17 protein-coding genes are annotated in these 18,769 nt (G+C 44.7%); 14 read left to right on the top strand and 3 right to left on the bottom strand.

Annotation, left to right across the window (positions count from 1 at the left end; all coding sequences use genetic code 11):
• Positions 1 to 110 precede the first annotated feature (110 nt).
• Both leuS and K4039_RS14515 read left to right on the top strand, forming a co-directional pair.
• On the top strand, positions 111 to 2,669 hold the full coding sequence (leuS, locus tag K4039_RS14520; RefSeq protein WP_265235902.1) for a leucine--tRNA ligase: 2,559 nt from the start codon (positions 111 to 113) through the stop codon (positions 2,667 to 2,669).
• Positions 2,626 to 3,639, top strand: a complete 1,014-nt coding sequence (locus K4039_RS14515; protein ID WP_265235900.1) for an alpha/beta hydrolase — start codon at positions 2,626 to 2,628, stop codon at positions 3,637 to 3,639. Before leuS ends, K4039_RS14515 begins: the two co-directional genes overlap by 44 nt.
• A 141-nt stretch (positions 3,640 to 3,780) precedes the next feature.
• Here K4039_RS14515 and K4039_RS14510 read toward each other — a convergent pair whose 3' ends face one another.
• Positions 3,781 to 4,611 carry an S-adenosyl-l-methionine hydroxide adenosyltransferase family protein gene (locus tag K4039_RS14510; RefSeq protein ID WP_265235898.1) on the bottom strand — a complete coding sequence of 277 codons (831 nt, stop codon included), beginning with the start codon at positions 4,609 to 4,611 and terminating at the stop codon, positions 3,781 to 3,783.
• A gap of 18 nt (positions 4,612 to 4,629) precedes the next feature.
• Between K4039_RS14510 and K4039_RS14505 the strand changes: the two genes are divergently transcribed.
• The 4 genes from K4039_RS14505 (at position 4,630) to K4039_RS14490 (ending at position 8,622) form a co-directional block, all read left to right on the top strand.
• Positions 4,630 to 5,478 (top strand): DUF3598 family protein, encoded by an 849-nt coding sequence (locus K4039_RS14505; protein WP_265235896.1) that lies wholly within the window; start codon positions 4,630 to 4,632, stop codon positions 5,476 to 5,478.
• Positions 5,479 to 5,691: 213 nt separating this feature from the next.
• Positions 5,692 to 6,369, top strand: coding sequence for an ATP-dependent Zn protease (locus tag K4039_RS14500; protein ID WP_265235894.1), 678 nt, complete (start codon positions 5,692 to 5,694; stop codon positions 6,367 to 6,369).
• A gap of 380 nt (positions 6,370 to 6,749) precedes the next feature.
• Positions 6,750 to 8,174, top strand: coding sequence for an MFS transporter (locus K4039_RS14495; protein WP_265235892.1), 1,425 nt, complete (start codon positions 6,750 to 6,752; stop codon positions 8,172 to 8,174).
• Between the two features lie 322 nt (positions 8,175 to 8,496).
• The gene (locus K4039_RS14490; protein WP_265235889.1) at positions 8,497 to 8,622 is read left to right on the top strand and encodes a hypothetical protein; all 126 of its coding nucleotides are present in this window, start codon (positions 8,497 to 8,499) and stop codon (positions 8,620 to 8,622) included.
• A gap of 121 nt (positions 8,623 to 8,743) precedes the next feature.
• Here K4039_RS14490 and K4039_RS14485 read toward each other — a convergent pair whose 3' ends face one another.
• Positions 8,744 to 9,094 carry a hypothetical protein gene (locus K4039_RS14485; RefSeq protein ID WP_265235888.1) on the bottom strand — a complete coding sequence of 117 codons (351 nt, stop codon included), beginning with the start codon at positions 9,092 to 9,094 and terminating at the stop codon, positions 8,744 to 8,746.
• A 206-nt stretch (positions 9,095 to 9,300) separates the two neighbouring features.
• Between K4039_RS14485 and K4039_RS14480 the strand changes: the two genes are divergently transcribed.
• Positions 9,301 to 11,679, top strand: coding sequence for a tyrosine-protein kinase domain-containing protein (locus K4039_RS14480; RefSeq protein ID WP_265235887.1), 2,379 nt, complete (start codon positions 9,301 to 9,303; stop codon positions 11,677 to 11,679).
• A gap of 22 nt (positions 11,680 to 11,701) precedes the next feature.
• On the opposite strand, the gene K4039_RS14475 is transcribed toward K4039_RS14480, so the two are convergent.
• Positions 11,702 to 14,161, bottom strand: coding sequence for a CBS domain-containing protein (locus tag K4039_RS14475; RefSeq protein WP_265235886.1), 2,460 nt, complete (start codon positions 14,159 to 14,161; stop codon positions 11,702 to 11,704).
• A 347-nt stretch (positions 14,162 to 14,508) separates the two neighbouring features.
• Here K4039_RS14475 and K4039_RS14470 point away from each other — a divergent pair, with 347 nt between their 5' ends.
• The 7 genes from K4039_RS14470 (at position 14,509) to K4039_RS14445 (ending at position 18,769) form a co-directional block, all read left to right on the top strand.
• Positions 14,509 to 15,183 carry a HEAT repeat domain-containing protein gene (locus K4039_RS14470; RefSeq protein WP_265235885.1) on the top strand — a complete coding sequence of 225 codons (675 nt, stop codon included), beginning with the start codon at positions 14,509 to 14,511 and terminating at the stop codon, positions 15,181 to 15,183.
• A gap of 358 nt (positions 15,184 to 15,541) precedes the next feature.
• On the top strand, positions 15,542 to 15,778 hold the full coding sequence (locus K4039_RS29820) for a hypothetical protein (RefSeq protein ID WP_321161611.1): 237 nt from the start codon (positions 15,542 to 15,544) through the stop codon (positions 15,776 to 15,778).
• Positions 15,771 to 16,019 carry a hypothetical protein gene (locus K4039_RS29815; RefSeq protein ID WP_321161610.1) on the top strand — a complete coding sequence of 83 codons (249 nt, stop codon included), beginning with the start codon at positions 15,771 to 15,773 and terminating at the stop codon, positions 16,017 to 16,019. The genes K4039_RS29820 and K4039_RS29815 overlap by 8 nt, the downstream gene beginning before the upstream one ends.
• An 84-nt stretch (positions 16,020 to 16,103) precedes the next feature.
• Positions 16,104 to 16,358, top strand: a complete 255-nt coding sequence (locus tag K4039_RS14460) for a hypothetical protein (protein ID WP_265235884.1) — start codon at positions 16,104 to 16,106, stop codon at positions 16,356 to 16,358.
• Positions 16,359 to 16,457: 99 nt separating this feature from the next.
• A complete protein-coding gene (locus tag K4039_RS14455) occupies positions 16,458 to 16,811 on the top strand; it encodes a helix-turn-helix transcriptional regulator (RefSeq protein ID WP_265235883.1) in 354 nt (117 codons plus the stop codon).
• A gap of 122 nt (positions 16,812 to 16,933) precedes the next feature.
• Positions 16,934 to 17,962, top strand: a complete 1,029-nt coding sequence (locus K4039_RS14450; RefSeq protein ID WP_265235882.1) for a PstS family phosphate ABC transporter substrate-binding protein — start codon at positions 16,934 to 16,936, stop codon at positions 17,960 to 17,962.
• A 120-nt stretch (positions 17,963 to 18,082) separates the two neighbouring features.
• Positions 18,083 to 18,769, top strand: coding sequence for an MIP/aquaporin family protein (locus K4039_RS14445; protein ID WP_265235881.1), 687 nt, complete (start codon positions 18,083 to 18,085; stop codon positions 18,767 to 18,769).

Raw genomic sequence — 18,769 nt, 5'->3', positions numbered from 1 at the left:
AGATATTTGAGCCAAAATCCTTGGGGGTGCAAAAGAATCCTAATCGTGGCCCCATGAATGTGCAAAAATACTGAAGCAAACATTACTAAACTCTGCACGGAGCAATTGCTGTGGACTCCAAATACAACCCCCAATCCATAGAAGAAAAATGGCAGCAGATATGGGCTGAGCAAAACTTAGACCAAATGCCAGAAGATACCGAAAAGCCTAAATTTTATGCCTTATCCATGTTCCCCTACCCGTCGGGAAGCCTGCACATGGGCCACGTCCGCAACTACACAATCATCGATGTAATTGCCAGACTCAAGCGGATGCAAGGCTATCGCGTACTCAATCCGATGGGATGGGACGCTTTTGGTTTGCCGGCAGAAAATGCTGCTATCGAGCGCGGAATTCCCCCCGCAAAATGGACGTATGAAAATATTGCCCAGATGAAAGGCTTATTTCGTCGCCTAGGTATTTCTTTCGACTGGACAAAAGAAGTTACAACCTGTTCTCCCGATTATTATAAGTGGACACAGTGGCTGTTCTTGCAATTTCTAGAAGCAGGATTAGCATATCAGAAAGAAGCCGCAGTTAACTGGGATCCGATCGACCAAACCGTCTTAGCAAACGAACAAGTAGACAACGAGGGTCGTTCTTGGCGTTCCGGTGCCAAAGTCGAGCGCAAATTATTGCGGCAATGGTTCCTCAAAATTACCGATTACGCCGAACAGTTATTAAACGACTTAGACAAATTGCCAGATTGGCCCGAAAGAGTCAAATTAATGCAAGCCAATTGGATTGGCAAATCAGTCGGCGCTTACTTAGAATTTCCCATTGTCGGCATGGATGAAAAAATCGCCGTTTTTACCACCCGTCCCGATACAATTTATGGCGTGAGTTACGTTGTTTTAGCACCGGAACATCCGTTAACTCAGCTCGTGACCACGGCAGACCAAAAAGCCGCTGTTGATACCTTGATCAAAGAAGTTGCATTGCAAAGCGAAATGGATCGCACAGCCGATGACAAACCGAAGCGTGGCATCCCCACAGGCGGCAAAGCAATCAACCCTTTCAACGATGAAGAAATCCCAATTTGGATTGCCGATTACGTGCTGTACGAATATGGCACCGGCGCAGTTATGGGAGTACCCGCCCACGACACGCGAGATTTCAAATTTGCTAATCAATATCAACTGCCAATTAAAGTAGTAATTGTGGATGATGATGAAGTTCCGCTGACGGAAGCTTACACCGAACCAGGAATTATGATTAATTCCGAAAGCTTCAACGGCATGGATTCAATTAAAGGCAAAGCAGCAATAATTAAATCTGCCGAAAATTCAGGTTGTGGCAAAGCGCGAGTGCAATATCGCTTGAGAGATTGGCTAATTTCTCGCCAGCGTTATTGGGGCGCTCCGATTCCGGTAATTCACTGTCCTAATTGCGGAACAGTCCCAGTCCCGCAATCTGATTTACCCGTATTGTTGCCGGAAAATGTACAATTTACTGGTAAAGGTTCACCCTTGGGAAAGATGCCAGAATGGGTAAACGTTGCTTGTCCGAATTGCGGCACTCCAGCGCATCGAGAAACGGATACGATGGATACTTTTATGGATTCATCGTGGTATTTTTTGCGCTATCCTGATGCTCAAAATCAAGAGCAAGTCTTTGATTCTGCGAAGACGAATGATTGGATGCCGGTAGACCAATATGTCGGCGGGATCGAGCACGCAATCCTGCATTTGCTGTATTCGCGGTTCTTTACGAAGGTTTTGCGCGATCGGGGTTTAATCAATTGCGATGAACCATTTAAACGCCTATTAACTCAAGGCATGGTGCAAGCAAAAGCCTACAAAAATCCTGTGACTGGCAAATACGTTGCTGCATCAGATGTAGACCAGGAAAATCCTAAAGATCCGCAAACTGGCGAAGCTTTGGAAGTCTTCTATGAGAAGATGTCTAAATCTAAATACAACGGTGTTGACCCCTTGGAAGTTATGGGGAAATATGGGGTTGATACGGCGCGGATGTTTATTTTATTCAAAGCGCCACCTGAGAAAGATTTGGAGTGGGATGACGCTGATGTTGAAGGGCAATTTAGGTTTTTAAATCGCGTTTGGCGCGTGGTAACAGAGTTTGCTTCACCCCCCGCAGCCCCCCCTTACCAAGGGGGGGAGAAAGATGTGTTGAGTAAAGCTGAGAAAGATTTGCGGCGGGCGATTCACACGGCAATTAAGGAAGTGCGAGAAGATTTGGAGGGTGAGTATCAGTTCAATACCGCTGTTTCGGAAATGATGAAATTGAACAATGCGCTGGCTGATGCTAAATGTAAAGATTCGCCAGTTTATGCAGAGGGAATTAACACTTTAATTTTGCTGTTAGCGCCTTTTTCGCCGCACATTGCTGATGAACTATGGCACATAATTGGTAACAGCGAATCGGTTCACCTGCAAACTTGGCCGATTGCAGATTTATCTGCTTTAATTACTGATGAAATTACCCTGGTAATTCAAGTTATGGGCAAAACGCGCGGCACGATTCAAGTGCCTTCTGGTGCGGATAAAGCTGCTTTGGAAAATTACGCCCGCGAGTCGGATTTGGCGAAGCGTCATCTTGAAGGTAAGGAGATTAAAAAGGTGATTGTGGTTCCTGGAAAATTGGTTAATTTCGTGGTATCTGGATAAAGATCAGAAACCCGGTTTGTTGGGAGTTAACCGGGTTTCTGATACTTGGAGTTACGAAGTAGGCGGCAAAATAATGAGTCAGCTAAAAATTAGAAAACCGCGTTTTTTGAGATGGCTATCGTCTTTAGTGAAATTTTTGACGATCGCCTATATCACCTGCTGCATACTATTATTTATTCTGCAAACTCGTCTCATCTTTAGTCCCACATCTGCGATCGCCAAAACACCTGATGCTTTCAACATCCCCTACGAAGAGGTTTGGTTGCCAGTTGGCGATCGATCGCCCAAAACAGAAAAAACAGATAAAATTCACGGTTGGTGGCTGCCAGCAGCCAATCCACAGCCACTAGGAACCCTATTGTACCTGCACGGCAAGGGCTTTAACATCGGCGCGAATATCAATCAATCTTACCGCTTTCGGCAATTGGGTTTTTCCGTATTGCTGATAGATTACCGGGGTTACGGGCGCAGTCAAGGCAGTTTTCCCAGCGAAAATCGGGTGTATGAAGATGCGGAAACAGCTTATAATTATTTAGTCAAACAGCGGCAATTGTCGCCCAGCGAAATATTTTTGTACGGCCATTCACTGGGAGGTGCTGTTGCTGTAGAATTAGCAGTAGCACATTCTGAAGCTGCGGGCTTAATCGTTCAAAGTTCGTTCACTTCCATGCTGAATATGGTAGAAAGCTACAGTATAATGCGACTATTTCCAGCGAGGCTGCTGCTGACGCAAAAATTTGATTCTTTGAATAAAGTTAAATCGATCAAAATTCCGGTTTTGTTCGCCCACGGAAGCGCTGACACTTTGATTCCCGCTGCGATGAGTAAACAGTTGTATGCTGCTTCTGGTGAACCCAAGCAAATTTTGCTCGTTGCGAAGGCTAAGCACAATAATGGAGATACTTTTTTTAACAGCAGCGAATACCGCCAAACTATTGTTAATTTTGCAAAGCAATATAGAATTAAATGAATAAGGTGTTTTTAGAACCGATCTGAAATCTAGACTTACGAATCAAGACCAAAGAAACCGGGTTTTTCACCGATATTAAAAGCTATGATGCAATATTTTTGTAAAAAACCCGGTTTCTGCCTCCACGACTATAAATGCAGATTACACGTAATCTCTGTAAATTACTTCTACCATATCTCCAAATTGTAGCTGCAAAACGGATTGAGCGCTACCGCCATTAACGGCAATTTCTAGCCAACCGTCAGAACCAATTATCGCAATTAAATCACCGGGATTGCTATCGCTGTAAGTTTTACCGCTGGGAATGCGAATTGGATCGCAACTATTGCTAATTATCACTGACCAATTGTTAGATACAATGCAATTATTCGGGATATTAGTAATTAAATTGCCGAAGCGATCGACATATTGAACGCAACCAGTCGCACCTGTGGCTGTAACGGCGCAATTTGGTATCTGTAGCTGCACTAAACTTGCAGCGCTTACCGCCCTTCCCAACTCTTCCAGCGGCACCCCGTTCGCCAAATGAGCCCCCGCTGCTGCGAAAATATCGCGACCGTGAAACGTGCTGCTGGCTTCGGCCGATCGCCAATATTGCGAATTGGTCAACTCCACAGCGGCGATCCTCTTCGAGGGCTTCGCTAACGCACTTTCCCGACTCAACACCCCGCTAAACAACCCGTTATCAGGCCCGACAAGGAAGCAATTAGCACATTTAATTGCAACTGCGCGTCTGTTGCTACCCACACCCGGATCAACAACCGCAATGTGTACGGTTTCCGCTGGAAAATAAGCAAAAGCAGCCATCAAACAAAACCTCGCCGCCGCAATATTTTGCGAGGGTATTTGGTGCGTAATGTCAATGACTTTTAACTGCGGGTTAATTTGGGCGATCGTACCTTTCATCACTCCCACATAAACATCGCTTAATCCAAAATCCGTCAGTAGAGTTATAATTCTATTTTTAGACATAAATCCAAAGGTAAGAATATGGTAGCGCAGTGGGAAAACTTTTTGCAAAACTTAGGAGAATGGCACGGTTCCTTCACTCAGCTATCAGTGCGGGGAGAGGTAATGCAAGATACTCCAAGTATTATTTCTATCGAAGGACTCAACGAGAACAAAACTGTACGATTAAAACTGCGGCGTTTCTCCCCAAATCCTAGCGGTGTCGGCGAACCCCAAGTCAGCGAACTTTTTCGAGAATATCAAACTTTGGGACGAGATATCCTATTTTTTGAGAATGGATCTTTTTCTCAGGGTACTATTCAACTAGCGCCTTTTTCTGAGTGCGGTGCCGAGTTTGGTTTTATCTACAATAATCGCCGGTTGCGCTTCCTTATGATCTACAATACCGACGGCAATTTCTCACAACTTACCTTAATTCGCGAAAAACAGCTCGATAAAAATGTCCCCGAACGTCCGCCTTTAACTGTTGGTGATTTGCTGGGAGAATGGGAGGGCGAGGCCGTGATGATGTATCCAGACTGGCGTTCTCCCGATCGTTATTCTACCAAACTACAATTGGATTTGCAAAATGGCGATCGCCTCGTGCAGAAAATCACTTTTGGCAGTAATGCTAATGTTATCAGTTCTAGTGGCAGCATTGACGGCTCTGTGATTAATTTTAAGGAAAGTGCTTCGCCCGTGCAATTTTTGCTACTTCCTGACGGCGGTTCTTGCACTTTACCTGTCAAAATTGAACTCAGAAAACCTATATTTTTTGAGGCCGGTTGGTTGGTAGAACCTGACTTGCGATTTCGGATGATTCGCAGTTATAATGACAAAGGTGAATGGGTCAGTTTGACTTTAGTTACTGAACGCAAAATTAGTCATTAGTCATTAGTTAGTAGGGGCGGGTTTAGCTAAAAGTCACTCCTATACAAGCGAGAAGAACAAGGCAAAACACGCCCGATCCATCTAAAAATCACTCCTATACAAGCGAGAAGAACAAGGCAAAAGTCGCCGAACCCATCTCCCCATCTAATGTTTATTTGTACCGACCTACTTACCAATTCCAAATTACCAATTGCCCATTACCAATTCTCAAATATGAAAGACACTTCTTTGAATATTATCGCGATTTCTATCTTCGCCATCACCGTTTCGATTATATTGGGCCCCCTATTCAACTTACCAGAGGCCGTACCTGCGATCGCCACTTTTTGCCTATTGGGGCTAGCCACCCTCGACAGTTTCCAGTGGCAAGGTCAAGGCGGTACAATATTAGTAGATTGGCTGGGGGGAAGTTCCAAGCAAAAGCGCGATCGCATCCTCCATCACGAAGCCGGACATTTCCTAGTCGCGCACCTGTTAGGAATTCCCGTAACCAGCTACGCCCTCAACGCTTGGGAAGCCTTCAAACAAGGTCAAACCGCCCAAGGTGGCGTCCGATTTGAAGACAAACAATTAGCATCTCAACTACAAAGCGGCAATCTTTCATCCCAACTTTTAGACCAATATTGTACCGTGTGGATGGCCGGAATAGTCGCAGAAAACTTTGTTTATGGCAGTGCACTAGGCGGCGCAGAAGATCGCACCAAAATCAGCGCCATTTTAACACAACTCCGCCGTCCCAATTCCGAAATTCAACTCAAACAAAACTGGGGTTCGCTGCGAGCAAAAAACCTCATCGAAAGTCATAAGCCAGCTTACGAAGCTTTAGTCACAGCAATGGAAGAAAGAGCAACCGTTGCTGAGTGTTGCGACATTATCCAGCAAAACTTGTAAAAACCAAAAAATGATCTCAAAACAAAATTGTTTTTGGAGTAAGATGTTACGCATTTAACTTGAATATTCGGGGCGCTGTCGGAGCAACTGCCCACAATAGTTTGATTGCTTTTTGACATACAATAATTGAAACATAGAACACTTTATGACTTCGGAATTACCAAGTATTCATGCTCAGACCGATCGCTAAAAACAACTTAGTAAGCCCGCCCGCATCTAATTTTAACAATTCTATTTCTTGAAACCATGAGTGGACCGTTGCTCTGAGCAGCGCCCTGAAAAATTAAATCCAAATGCTGCAACAGGTGATTAAGCCATAGCATGAGTTATACTCCTACTGGAAAGACTGCGCCTGCCCAAAAATCCCGAAACAAAAGTTTATGAGCAACACTTCCCCGCCTGAACCAGCGGCCAATAACCCCGAAACCAAAAAACTCAGCTTCTCCACAAAATTAGCTTACGGTGCAGGAGACCTCGGCCCCGCAATTACGGCGAATGTTCTGGTATTTTTCCTGCTGTTTTTCTTTACTAACGTAGCCGGTTTGGCTGCGGGGACTGCTAGCAACATTTTGCTAATCGGTAAGGTTTGGGATGCCATCAATGACCCGATTGTCGGGGTTTTGAGCGATCGCACATCTCATCGCTGGGGCCGCCGCTATCCTTGGATGGTTTACGGCGCAATTCCTTTCGGCATCTTCTTCTTTTTGCAGTGGATTGTGCCCAGCAAAGACCCCACGATACTATTTTGGTACTATGTGGCGATCGGCATTTTGTTTAATACAGCCTACACCGCCGTCAACCTGCCTTACACCGCCCTCACCCCAGAATTAACCCAAGACTACAACGAACGTACTAGCCTTAATAGTTTCCGGTTTACTTTCTCGATCGGTGGCAGCATTTTGTCACTAATCATAGCGCAAATTATCTTTGCAATAGTTAAAGATGATACCCAAAAATACTTAATATTAGGCGCACTCTGTGCAGTGATTTCAGTATTGCCTTTGTACTGGTGCTTTTTGGGAACCCGCAAACACGTCTTATCTCAATTAGCAGAAAATCCCGTAGACGACTATTCAACTTCCTTGCCGATAGGAGAACAGTTGCGGATTGCTTTTAACAATCGTCCTTTTTTGTACGTAATTGGAATTTACCTCTGTTCTTGGTTGGGAGTGCAATTAACTGCTTCGATTTTGCCATATTTTGTCATCAACTGGATGGGACTGCCGCCAGCAACTTTTACTCAAACCGCGATCGCCGTTCAAGGCACTGCACTCGCCATGTTATTTGTTTGGAGTAGAGTCAGCGAGCGATATGGCAAAAAAGCCGTTTATTTTATGGGCATGAGTTTGTGGATTATCGCCCAAGCTGGACTGTTTTTCCTGCAACCAGGACAAGTAGTCCAGATGTACCTGTTAGCAGTTATGGCCGGTGTGGGAGTTTCTACTGCTTATCTCATACCTTGGTCGATGATACCGGATGTGATTGAACTCGACGAACTCCAAACAGGCGAAAGACGCGAAGGCGTGTTCTATTCGTTTATGGTGTTGCTGCAAAAAATTGGTTTGGCGATCGGCTTGTGGTTGGTAGGCCAAGCATTAGAACAAGCTGGATTTCTCGCCACAATTCAGGGACAGGCTGCGCCCGTACAGCCTAATTCTGCGCTGTTTGCGATTCGAGTTGCGATCGGACCACTGCCCACAATTGCTTTAATTTGCGGCATGATTCTCACATATTTCTATCCGATTACCCGCGAAGTTCATGCAGAAGTTTTGTTGAAACTTCGAGAAAAGAAAGCACAGAATTAGTTGACAGTTGACAGTTGACAGCGACTTCTACCTGGAAGGAAGAGGAGTGGAGTAAGGAATCGTCTGATTTTAATTTCTCCCTACAAGGGTTCCGACTTTAAACCAATTCTTTCTGGTAATTAGTAAAGTCAAAAACCAATAACTACAAAAATCTCATCTGGGCGATATCCAGAGAAATTATCGCATCACTTGCGAACTCTTTCTCTTCCCTTAGGAATCTGTCATCAGCCTCTTTCATCTGTTCCTCCAAAAAAAAACAGCCAGTTGCGCGTTTCCCGCTGCTATTGGTGCGATAACTCTTCTCGGATGGCGAATCACAGCGATGGTTTTAGTAAGACTGGAAAAGCCCAGAAACCGCATATTTCTCCGACATCACATCGCCCAGCGCCATCCGCCCGCTAGCAAAACCCAGAAGGCTTCAGTTTTTCCAGATGTCGATCGAGTTTGAGCGCACCAAGTATTAATTTTTATGTCGTTTTCGTACTATCGAGATCAATTTGTGATACTATAATTAGGCTGTCTAATTATATAAATTTAAACACCTATCCATATCGTCAAAAAATTGACAATTAAAAGATAAAAGCAGATTTTTGTCGGAAATTGATTCGATTCCTTGCCGTTCCAAACATCTGCCCAATGGTGTTAATTATTATATCTACGTGGAAAATGTCAAACTTTTTAGCCGATTTCGCGGGTAAGTTAAACAGGTGCTGCTGTCGTTGGTGGCGATCGCCAAAATGGCAGAGATGAGAAGGCAATACCAGCACGATCGGTAGCCCAGGTGTGATCCGAAATTGTAAAATTTTGGTAAAGTTATGGCGCGAGCTGCGGTGAAGCTCAGCGATACCAGAAAAAGTTGGCAGAGTCCCCCAGAAACCCGGAATACAAGCAGAACACAGCCGACAGAAATACAGTCGCATACAACTCTCTCTTCAGTTAGTAAAATAACTTTTGCAGCCGGCACAAGATATGAATTTAGTTATTTTTGTATACTATGTGAAAGTAGTGACAACTATTGGCAGGAAATAGAGCCAACCAACCCAGAATCTCCTGTGATATCCTGAAGTCAAGGGTGAAAGTATCAAGCAGAAGGCTCGCAGAATCAAGCTGATTTTACCAAAAAAATATGAAAGAGGTCAACATGGAAAAAGAACAGGACGCTCATATCGTACCAATTAGCAACCAGAGCAGACAGGTGCAGCAATTTCCCGTTGACGAGGGAGAAGAGTTAAGCGGGCCGCCTCAGAAAGGATTGAATCTCAAGCCCTTGTTTAGAACTCTTGGGCGACAAGCCCTAGTCATCATTGGGATTGTCGCTCTAGCAGGCGGTGGAATTTATTTTCAGATCAAGCAAAGCAAAAAAACATATCAAGGCGATTTTCGGCTGCTAGTGGAACCCGTGACAACGGAGGCAAGAATTGCTGACCCCGCTGCTCTCGCCAATCGCAGCGAGGGGGGGGGAGTGCCCAGTCGAGATTTTTTTAGTTTGGACTACGCAACTCAACTGCAAATTCTCCAGAGTCCTCAGATGCTATCGGCTATTACGAAACAAGTCCAAAAAAAATATCCAAAAATGACCGAGGAACTTCTTCAAAAAGGATTAGTCGTTTTGCGCCTCGGAGAGAATGAGTTGACGCTAACTAAAATTTTGGAAATTCGTTTCCTGGGCAATGAACCTGAATTAATTAAGTTTGTTTTACAAGAAGTTAAAAAGAAATATTTAAAGTACAGCCTTGACGAACGCAAGAGTCGTATTGGTGAAGGTGTTAATTTTATTGAAAACCAGCTTCCTGGACTTAGCAAGCGCGTAAATGACCTGAAGTCGGAGTTACAGGTGATACAGCAGCAGCAAAAAATTACCGATCCTAAAGAACAAGGCGCGCAATTGATCGTGCAAGTTCGCGCCGTAGAAACTTTAGAGTTAGAAACTCAAAGGCTGCTCCAGGAACAGAAAACGCTGTACGCTAATTTGCAAAAGCAATTAGATTTTACACCAAATGAAGCTATTGCCGCTTCAGCTTTAAGCGAAGAACCTCAATATAAAGAGTTGCTGACCAAGGTTAAGGAAGTAGAAGGTCAGATTGCTATAGAAACAGCTCGTTTTAAATCTGCTAACCCGATAGTGGAAGCTTTAGAGCGCAAGCGGGCAAATTTAGTAGCTTTGCTCAACCAGCAAACGGAGCGAATTTTGGGGCAAAATTTAGTAGGCCCTCAAGCCAATGCTAAAGTTCAGAATTTTCAAAATTCGATTCGCATAGGTTTGATCAAACAATTAGTTGATACTGCTAACCAAGTTCAAGTTTTAGAAGCTCGCAGTCAGGCGATCACCCAAACAAAAAATGATTTGAGCCGACAAGCAAGAGAATTTCCCAGTATAGCTCGTCGCTACAACGAACTGCAACAGCAATTAGACATAGCAGCCCGCACCCGCGATCAACTTTTAACTCAGCGAGAAACTCTGCGCGTCCAAGCAGCTCAAAGCCAAGTACCTTGGGAAATAATTTCTGAGCCGCAGATACCGCGAGAGCCTAAGAGTGGCGAATATATTCCCGTGGCCTCGAAAAATGCCAACAAATTTTTCATGGCAATTGTTGGGGGGCTAGTTTTGGGTGTGGCCGTGGCTATCCTGATTGAAAAGTTCCGCAATATTTTCTACTCTGCTGATGATGTTAAAGATGCGTTTGATCCACCTTTATTGGGAGTGATTCCTCGGGACAAAAATGCTAAAAAATTTCCGCCTTCTATTGCTAATGCCTATGCTTATCTTGAAGGAAAAGAGGGGGATAAAAAAATAGCTTCCGAATTTATAGAAGCTTTTGACTCTCTTTATACTAATATCCGTTTTCTTTCTTCAAATCGAACTATTGGATCTTTGGCAGTTGGTTCGGCTACAGTTGGCGAAGGCAAATCTACCGTTGCTTTAAACCTAGCCCACGTCGCAGCGCTGGCGGGCCAGCGAGTGCTGTTAGTAGATGCCGATTTGCATTCGTCCAGCTTGCACTTGCTCTTGGGACTGCCTAATATCAAGGGATTGAGCAACTTGCTCGACGACAGTAAACACGAACCCAATGAAATTATCCAGCGATCGCACCTAGCAGATAATCTGTTTGTATTAACTGCCGGTCTTCCTGTCCCCGGTACTGCCAGACGGCTTGCCTCATCTCAGATGCAGTATTTGATGGAAGAACTGCACGCAACATTTGACTTAGTTATCTATGATACGCCGCCGCTGGTTGACAGTAAAGATGCCAATTTTTTAGCGGCGCGCACCGATGGAATACTGATGGTTGTATCAGTTCGCCAGGTCAAGTTTTCTGTAGTCAAAACAGTTTTCAGTCAATTAGAAAATTTTGGCATACCCTGCTTGGGCACCGTTGCGAATCACCCCACCAAAGGCAAGAAGTATCAAGTATCTAAATCATCACTTGTGGAAGATAAAAATGAATATTTGAATTTTGTACCAGTAGAGTCTGGCATCCGCAAACTAGCTCCCAAAAAAGAGTGAGAGCAAAAAAGATGACGGCGGACTAATTCTCATCCTGGTTAATAGGAAATGTTACGGTAAAATTAGTCCAGCCATTGCTGCTTTCAACCTCAATTTTTCCCTGCAACTGTTCGATAAGTTTTTGCACCAAAGCTAAACCCAAACCTGTACCTCCTTGTTTCCAGGGATCGGCGTTGGGAACTCGATAAAATTTCTCAAAAATTCGAGGCAATTCCTCTATCGAAATAGACGATTGATTGCTGAGTGTAAATTGAATTTCGGAAGCCAGAACACTTGCTTGTCGCGGATTTTTCTCGATTCTTCCTTTTTCCCAGTCTCTCTTTTTGCACTCAACTTTCAAAGAGATTTCGCCGTCATTGGCAGTATATTTACAGGCATTGTTGAGGAGTTCTGCTAAAATTCGTCCTAAACTAGCGCGGTTGGAACTGATCGTGGGGAGGTGGCGATCGCACTCGACTCGCAAATGCTGGTGGCGGTTCTGGGCCCTGGTGTAAAATGGCTCGATAATCGCAGGCAGCCAGATTTCTAAGTTTACTGGTTCGAGGTCGATTGGACAAGCTGCTGCTTCGAGCCGCTGCAAATCTAGCAAAGCATTAATCAAATCGGTTTCTCTAGTACATTCTGTTTCTAAAATTTCTAAATAAATCTGGCGCCGGTCTAGTGTGGGAGAAATTTTCAGCATATGAATAGCCATTTTCATGTTAGCTAAAGGCGTCCGCAGTTCGTGAGAAACTGTGCTGAGAAATTCATCTTTGAGGACGTTTAAATGCTGGAGTTCCTGAATTTTTTGTTGCAATTCGGCGGTGCGTTCTTGGACTTGGCGTTCGAGGTCGGTGTTGAGATTTTGTACTTGCTGGTAGAGTTGGGCTTGCTGAATGGCGATCGCGATTTGAGTTGCCAGTTGCAGCAGCAAATCCAATTCCGAAGCCTGCCACTGCCGGGATTTGGAACACTGATGGACGCACATCATCCCCCACAAATTGCCGTCTTGCAAAATTGGTACAATCAAATAAGCTTTGATTTGGGCTTGCTGCCACCGCGCATATTTTTCGGGACTTAAACTAGCTTGGTCGATGTCTGAGACGGCATAAATCTCCTGTTCGATCGCAAATGCAGATTCTTGCCAAATATTATCTGGCATGGTTTCTCCCAAGATAGAAGACCACTTGGGGGCAACGGATTCTGCCACAAAAATGCCGAAATTGCTCGACTCCCAACGCACTATCGCTACTCTGTCGGCGTGCAAAACTTGCCGAACCTCATCGACGCTGGCGTTGAGAATTTCTTCGAGGTTTAAGGATTGGTGAATCCGCAAGGAAATTTGAGTTAACAGCCGATCGCGCTGCACCTGTTCGTGGAGTTTGGCAGTTCGTTCGCGCACCTGCTGTTCCAATTTAGCATTGCGGCTTTGCAGCAGTTCCAATTTTTCCGATTGCAGTTGATAAACCGACTGCTGCAACTGTTTGACAACTCGGTACATTTCTGTCGGGTCGAGGACTCTGAGCAAGCTGGTTTGGGTAATAATTCCCAACAGTTCTCCACGTCCCCCGCACACCACCAACCGCTGCACTTGTTGCTGCTGCATTTGTTTGTGCGCCGTCCACAGGGAATCGGAAGGTTCCAGAAATTGCAGGGGAGTTCTCATGACTTTTTGAGCTGGGGTTTGCTCGAAATTCAGTTCGAGAAACTGTGCCTGCACGATGTCGTATTCGGTGACAATTCCTTGGGGTTGGTGAAAGGAATAGTGAAAAATGGAGGTAGAGTCATCTTTGGGCTTCTCCATTGTCAATTCTTTGTTTTTTGTAATGACTACACAACTGACTTGATGCTCAGACATCAGTTCGGTTATGCTCAGCAGCGAGGCGGTGTGGGGCGCTGTAATTGGCGTAGTCATCAATTCTGCTACCCGCCGCAATTTGAGAATGTTGGAAGGTTGCAATACTTGGCGAATTCTTTCTCGTGTCAGCACTCCTACCAAGTGCCGGAATTGATTGACGATCGGCAAATAGCGAATTCGGTGCTGGCGAAATAAGGATAAAGCGGTAAACACGTCTTGGTCGTCGGATTCTGTGAGGGAAACCGACACCGGGGACATCACTTCGGAAATTGGTATTTTGTGGAGGGCCACTTTTTGCAGGCTGTTTATTTTGCCAGAAGCAATCAGCCTCACTAAGTCGGCGGGGGTTAAGATGCCGATTAACAACCCGCGGCTGGGGTTTTCGGATAAGTTGCCTGTGGTGATAGTCTGCTGGTTCTGCACGACGAGGACGCAGCGGGCCCGCACCTTGTCCGGCGGGGATGTTTCGGTCATGGCCCCCTTGTCTGAGGGTAAAGGCCCTTTGACTAGGAGACAACTGTTTTGCAACTGACTCATCAGGGCGATCGCCACTGCTAAGGAAGTTTCTGGGCCGGCAGTTAGGGGGTAGCGGTCGATCGCTTGTTCTAAGGCTGAGGAATAAAAGGGCGGGTGATAAAAGGACATAGTTAATTGCAGGTTGTCGGAGAGCGGCTAATACCATTTTCGATTTTCGATTTCCGATGGTAATCGCTTATTGCATAAGGGTTTGGAGCTTCCCTAAAGTTGCATTGTTTTGTGAAAATGGTATAACAATCGGGCAAAGCCTTAGGGAAGGGGCCAAACACCTCGCCTGTGCTTGAATTTTAAATAATAGACTTTCTAATTTATTATTTTCATATTAATAGTCTCACTAATCCGTAATTTCACTGAGTTCAAATCATGGGGCGGTTTTTACTGCCTGCTTTTAACCGGAGACTCACTTATAATCAAAATAACCAGAATGTAAAGTTTTACTACAAGATTTACCGATAATGACAACTTTAAGCTTAGAGCAAATTGCAGCCAAGTTAGAAAGCGAAAATTCAGCCGATCGCATGGTGGCTTTGGCTAACTTGCGAAACGTACCGGCGGCTGAGGCTGTACCTTTGATTAAAAAGGTGTTGAACGACGAAAGTTTGCAAGTGCGATCGATGGCTGTGTTTGCTCTAGGAGTCAAACCGACAGCAGAGTGTTATCCCATTTTAGTCAAATTACTAGAAACTGACCCGGATTACGGCATTCGCGCTGACGCTGCTGGTGCTTTGGGCTATCTGGAAGATATCAGAGCTTTTGAGGCTTTGGTGCGGGCTTTTTATGAAGATACTGAATGGCTGGTGCGCTTTAGTGCGGCGGTTTCTCTGGGAAATCTCAAAGATCCGCGGGCTCGCGACGTGCTGCTGAAAGCTCTCGAATGCGAGCAAGTGGTGATCCAGCAGGCGGCGATTTCGGCTTTGGGGGAAATTAAGGACATTGGGGCGATCGATCGCATCCTCAACTTTGCTCAGTCGGAAGATTGGCTGATCCGCCAGAGGCTGGCTGAAGCTTTGGGGAATTTGCCTAGTGTTAAAAGTGTCTCTGCTTTGAAATACTTAGAAAAAGACAGCAATTCTCAAGTATCTCAAGCCGCAACAATTTCTCTCGATCGCCTTTCCAAAGCAGAAGGGTAAAATGTTGTAGAGGCGGGTTCACCAAAAATCTGTAATTTAAGCAATAAAATCAGATCGACCCGCCCCGATTGCGATATTTTAAATAAGTTATTAGACTTGAATTTCATAAATTTTTTATAAGTGAGAACAACCGCAGATGAAGGACAGATTAACACAGATAAACGCAGAGGTTTTTCAAGACAAGATAGTGAATGAGTGCTAGAGGTTTTTTGATTGTTTTTGGAGAGTAATTTAAATGCCGTACAGTCAATTTAGCGTCGAACAAATTAAGACAAATTTTGGCATAATTTTTAATAGAACGGTTGGTTTGTTTGGCGATATTCCCGAAATAAAGCCAAGCAAATTTTTGCAATAAACTTTGCAATTCAATCTACCTTTAGCACTAGAAATTAATTCAGATAAAGCTCGATCGGAGCTAATTATCGCGCCGATATTAGTTGAGATCAAAAAACGGCTGCCGGAACGGATGAGTTTATTTTCAGGTCGAGAATTTAATGTAGACCCTGCTAGGGGTTTGAGCGGTTATTGCGATTTTCTCACGCTTCCGATCGCCCGAACAGCTTGTCATAGAATCCCCAGTAATCGCCTTGGTTGAAGCAAAAAATGATAATATTCAATCCGGCCTAGGAGAGTGCATGGCAGAAACGATCGCAGCACAAATCTTTAACGAGCGTCACGAAAATGATATTCAGACAATTTATAGAGTTTTGACAACTGGGAGTATCTGGAAATTCTTTAAGCTAGAACGAATTGCGATCGAAATTGACACAGACGAACATTTTATCAATAATGTTGCTAAAATCCTCGATATCTTAATAAATTTTATAGAGTCTTGAGTTAAACTAGAATTTATTATTTAAGCTGCGGCGTGCAAATCGCAAGTTAAAATAGTTGTTGATATCCTTTAACCAAAGCCAGCCATGAATCAAGCGCCGAATCCTTTTAACTCAAATCCATCCAATCCGCTAGACCCCTTGGAGCAAGAACTTGACGAGCAAGGTGAAGAATTGCCGAGACAGTACCACCCAGCTACTAAAAAAACTCTGCAAAAAGCCTTTCTCATCCTGATAGTTGTCGGGGTAGTTATTGGGGGAATTCTATCTGTAGGGGTGCTGACGCTGATGCAAAAAGCCGGACTCACTGATGTGCCGGCGCGGGTACAGACTCCGAAGTAATATTCTGTCGGAGGGATCTCTCGATGCTAAATGCACCAATTTTCTGGGATTAAGCTTGAGAAACGATGATATTTTGTATGGATTTTTTCAAAATAATTGATGCTTAAAAATTCTACGGCTGCGCCCGATCGCATTCCACAGCGACAGATTTCGGAAAAACTGGTCTCCGCAGGCTTTCACGCTCTTTCTGACCCCCTACGGATTCAGATTTTGGAGTTGCTGCGGGAACAGGAGTTGTGCGTTTGCGATCTGTGCGATCGGCTTTCTGTCCCTCAGCCTAAACTCTCGTTCCACCTCAAAACCTTAAAAGAAGCCAGTTTAGTTCGCAGCCGCCAAGAAGGCCGCTGGGTCTACTACAGCCTCAATTTAGCTCAGTTTGTCGCCCTGGAACAGTACCTCGCCGAGTATCGGTACTTCAGCCAGATGCTGCCGGCGCGCCCTTGTGCTGACTAGGGTTGACCCATCAATATTTCTTAATATGTTTATTGCCTGTTTGTCTTCCCTCATACTTGACATATCAAAATTTATTGATATGATTTGAGTATACCCCTTAGTTATGGCATTGGGTGAGGTCAATGAACTCAGCAGCAAAGCCCAAGGTTTTCGCACTAAGTATAATTGCTTTGACAATAGGTGCGATCGGGCTCCTCAACTCCTGCGGACAAGTCCAGTCGCAAGACTCGCAAAGCATTAAAATTGACGGTTCCAGCACTGTGTATCCAATTACGGATGCGATGGCCAAAGAATATCAAAATACGCATCCCAAAAAAGCACAAATTACTGTTGAATTTTCCGGCACTGGCGGTGGATTTAAAAAGTTTTGTGCTGGCGAAACTGACATCAGCAACGCCTCGCGACCCATCCGGGCCGAGGAGATGGAAGCTTGCAACAAAGCTGGTATCCGCTACTACGAATTGCCGATCGCATTTGACGCCCTTACAGTAGTAGTCAATCCCAAAAATGACTGGGCAAAAGACATTACTGTAGATGAATTGAAAAAGATTTGGGAACCAGGAGCCCAAGGAAAAATTACTAGCTGGAATCAGATTCGACCAAATTGGCCAAATAGACCTATAACCCTCTACGGTGCAGGCAAAGATTCCGGTACATTTGACTACTTCACAGAAGCCATAGTAGGTAATGCTAAAGCCAGTCGCACCGACTATACAGCTAGTGAAGATGACACAGTTTTAGTGCAGGGAGTTATTAAAGATGAAAATGCTTTGGGTTACTTTGGATTTGCCTATTACGAAGACAATCAAAGTAAATTGAAAGCTGTAGCTATTGACAGGGGTAAAGGAGCCGTGCTACCGTCGCGCGAAGCTGTAGAAAAAGCTCAATATAACCCCCTTGCACGACCTCTATTTATCTATGTCAACTACAACTCTGCTCAAAAGAAAGTAGAGGTACGCAACTTTGTAGAATTTTACATGAAGAAAGCTCCGACCTTAGTTAGTTCTGTGGGTTATATTCCTTTACCCAAACAAGGCTATCAAATAATTTATCAGCACTTCTACAATGGCAAGGTGGGGACAGTGTTTGGTGGCAAGGCTCAGCTTGACTCGACAATTGAGGAGTTATTACGAAAACAGGCGACTTTTTAGGTATCAGCGGAAATCGACAGTTGTAGCTGGCGATCGGTCAACCTGGAGTGCAACTAAAATTTAACCACAGAGGTAAATTTATCACGTATTGACTCAATGTTCAAGTCAGTTTCTAAGACAGTGAGAAGCTTGTTTTCACCGGAGTGCAGGAGAGAAGCGCTCGCCGAATGCCTCGGCACGTTTATTCTAGTTTTTGCAGGCACCGGCGCGGTGATGGTCAACCAAATTAGCCAGGGTGCAATCACTCATTTGGGCGTTAGTTTTGTGTTTGGTGCAGTTGTAGCCGCGATGATTTATGCGATCGGGCATATCAGCGGCGCGCACTTTAACCCAGCGGTAACATTAGGATTTTGGGCGAGCGGGTTTTTCCCAAAATACAAAGTTTTGCCTTATATTTTGGGGCAGTGTGCGGGGGCGATCGCAGCTTCCGCGCTGCTGTTAATTACTTTAGGAAAAGTAGCAAATCTCGGTGCAACTATCCCTCTTAATAGCAACTGGTTGCAGTCTCTAATTTTAGAAACTGTTCTGACTTTTATCCTAATGTTTGTTATCTTAGGTTCTGGATTAGATAGACGCGCTCATATCGGTTTTGCGGGGATAGCAATTGGGTTAACTGTAGGCTTAGAAGCTGCATTTATGGGGCCGATTACCGGAGCGAGCATGAATCCGGCGCGATCGCTCGGCCCGGCTTTAATTGGCGGATTTTGGGAACACCACTGGGTGTACTGGGTTGCTCCGATTTGGGGCGCACAGTTAGCAGTCGCTGTTTACCGACAATTATCTAACGGATTTCGGGATTTTAATTGA

The sequence above is a fragment of the Lyngbya sp. CCAP 1446/10 genome, from assembly GCF_026130175.1.
GTDB lineage: Bacteria > Cyanobacteriota > Cyanobacteriia > Cyanobacteriales > Microcoleaceae > Microcoleus.
This window is presented reverse-complemented; position numbering and strand designations above follow the sequence as displayed.

Coding starts and splice junctions, on each gene's coding strand:
- K4039_RS14475 (WP_265235886.1), bottom strand. CDS start 14,161: ATGTCCTTTTATCACCCGCCCTTTTATTCCTCAGCCTTAGAACAAGCG.
- K4039_RS14470 (WP_265235885.1), top strand. CDS start 14,509: ATGACAACTTTAAGCTTAGAGCAAATTGCAGCCAAGTTAGAAAGCGAA.
- K4039_RS14500 (WP_265235894.1), top strand. CDS start 5,692: ATGAAAGACACTTCTTTGAATATTATCGCGATTTCTATCTTCGCCATC.
- K4039_RS14490 (WP_265235889.1), top strand. CDS start 8,497: ATGGTTTTAGTAAGACTGGAAAAGCCCAGAAACCGCATATTTCTCCGA.
- K4039_RS14460 (WP_265235884.1), top strand. CDS start 16,104: ATGAATCAAGCGCCGAATCCTTTTAACTCAAATCCATCCAATCCGCTA.
- K4039_RS14485 (WP_265235888.1), bottom strand. CDS start 9,094: ATGCGACTGTATTTCTGTCGGCTGTGTTCTGCTTGTATTCCGGGTTTC.
- K4039_RS14510 (WP_265235898.1), bottom strand. CDS start 4,611: ATGTCTAAAAATAGAATTATAACTCTACTGACGGATTTTGGATTAAGC.
- K4039_RS14505 (WP_265235896.1), top strand. CDS start 4,630: ATGGTAGCGCAGTGGGAAAACTTTTTGCAAAACTTAGGAGAATGGCAC.
- K4039_RS14455 (WP_265235883.1), top strand. CDS start 16,458: ATGCTTAAAAATTCTACGGCTGCGCCCGATCGCATTCCACAGCGACAG.
- K4039_RS14495 (WP_265235892.1), top strand. CDS start 6,750: ATGAGCAACACTTCCCCGCCTGAACCAGCGGCCAATAACCCCGAAACC.
- K4039_RS14450 (WP_265235882.1), top strand. CDS start 16,934: ATGAACTCAGCAGCAAAGCCCAAGGTTTTCGCACTAAGTATAATTGCT.
- K4039_RS14480 (WP_265235887.1), top strand. CDS start 9,301: ATGAAAGAGGTCAACATGGAAAAAGAACAGGACGCTCATATCGTACCA.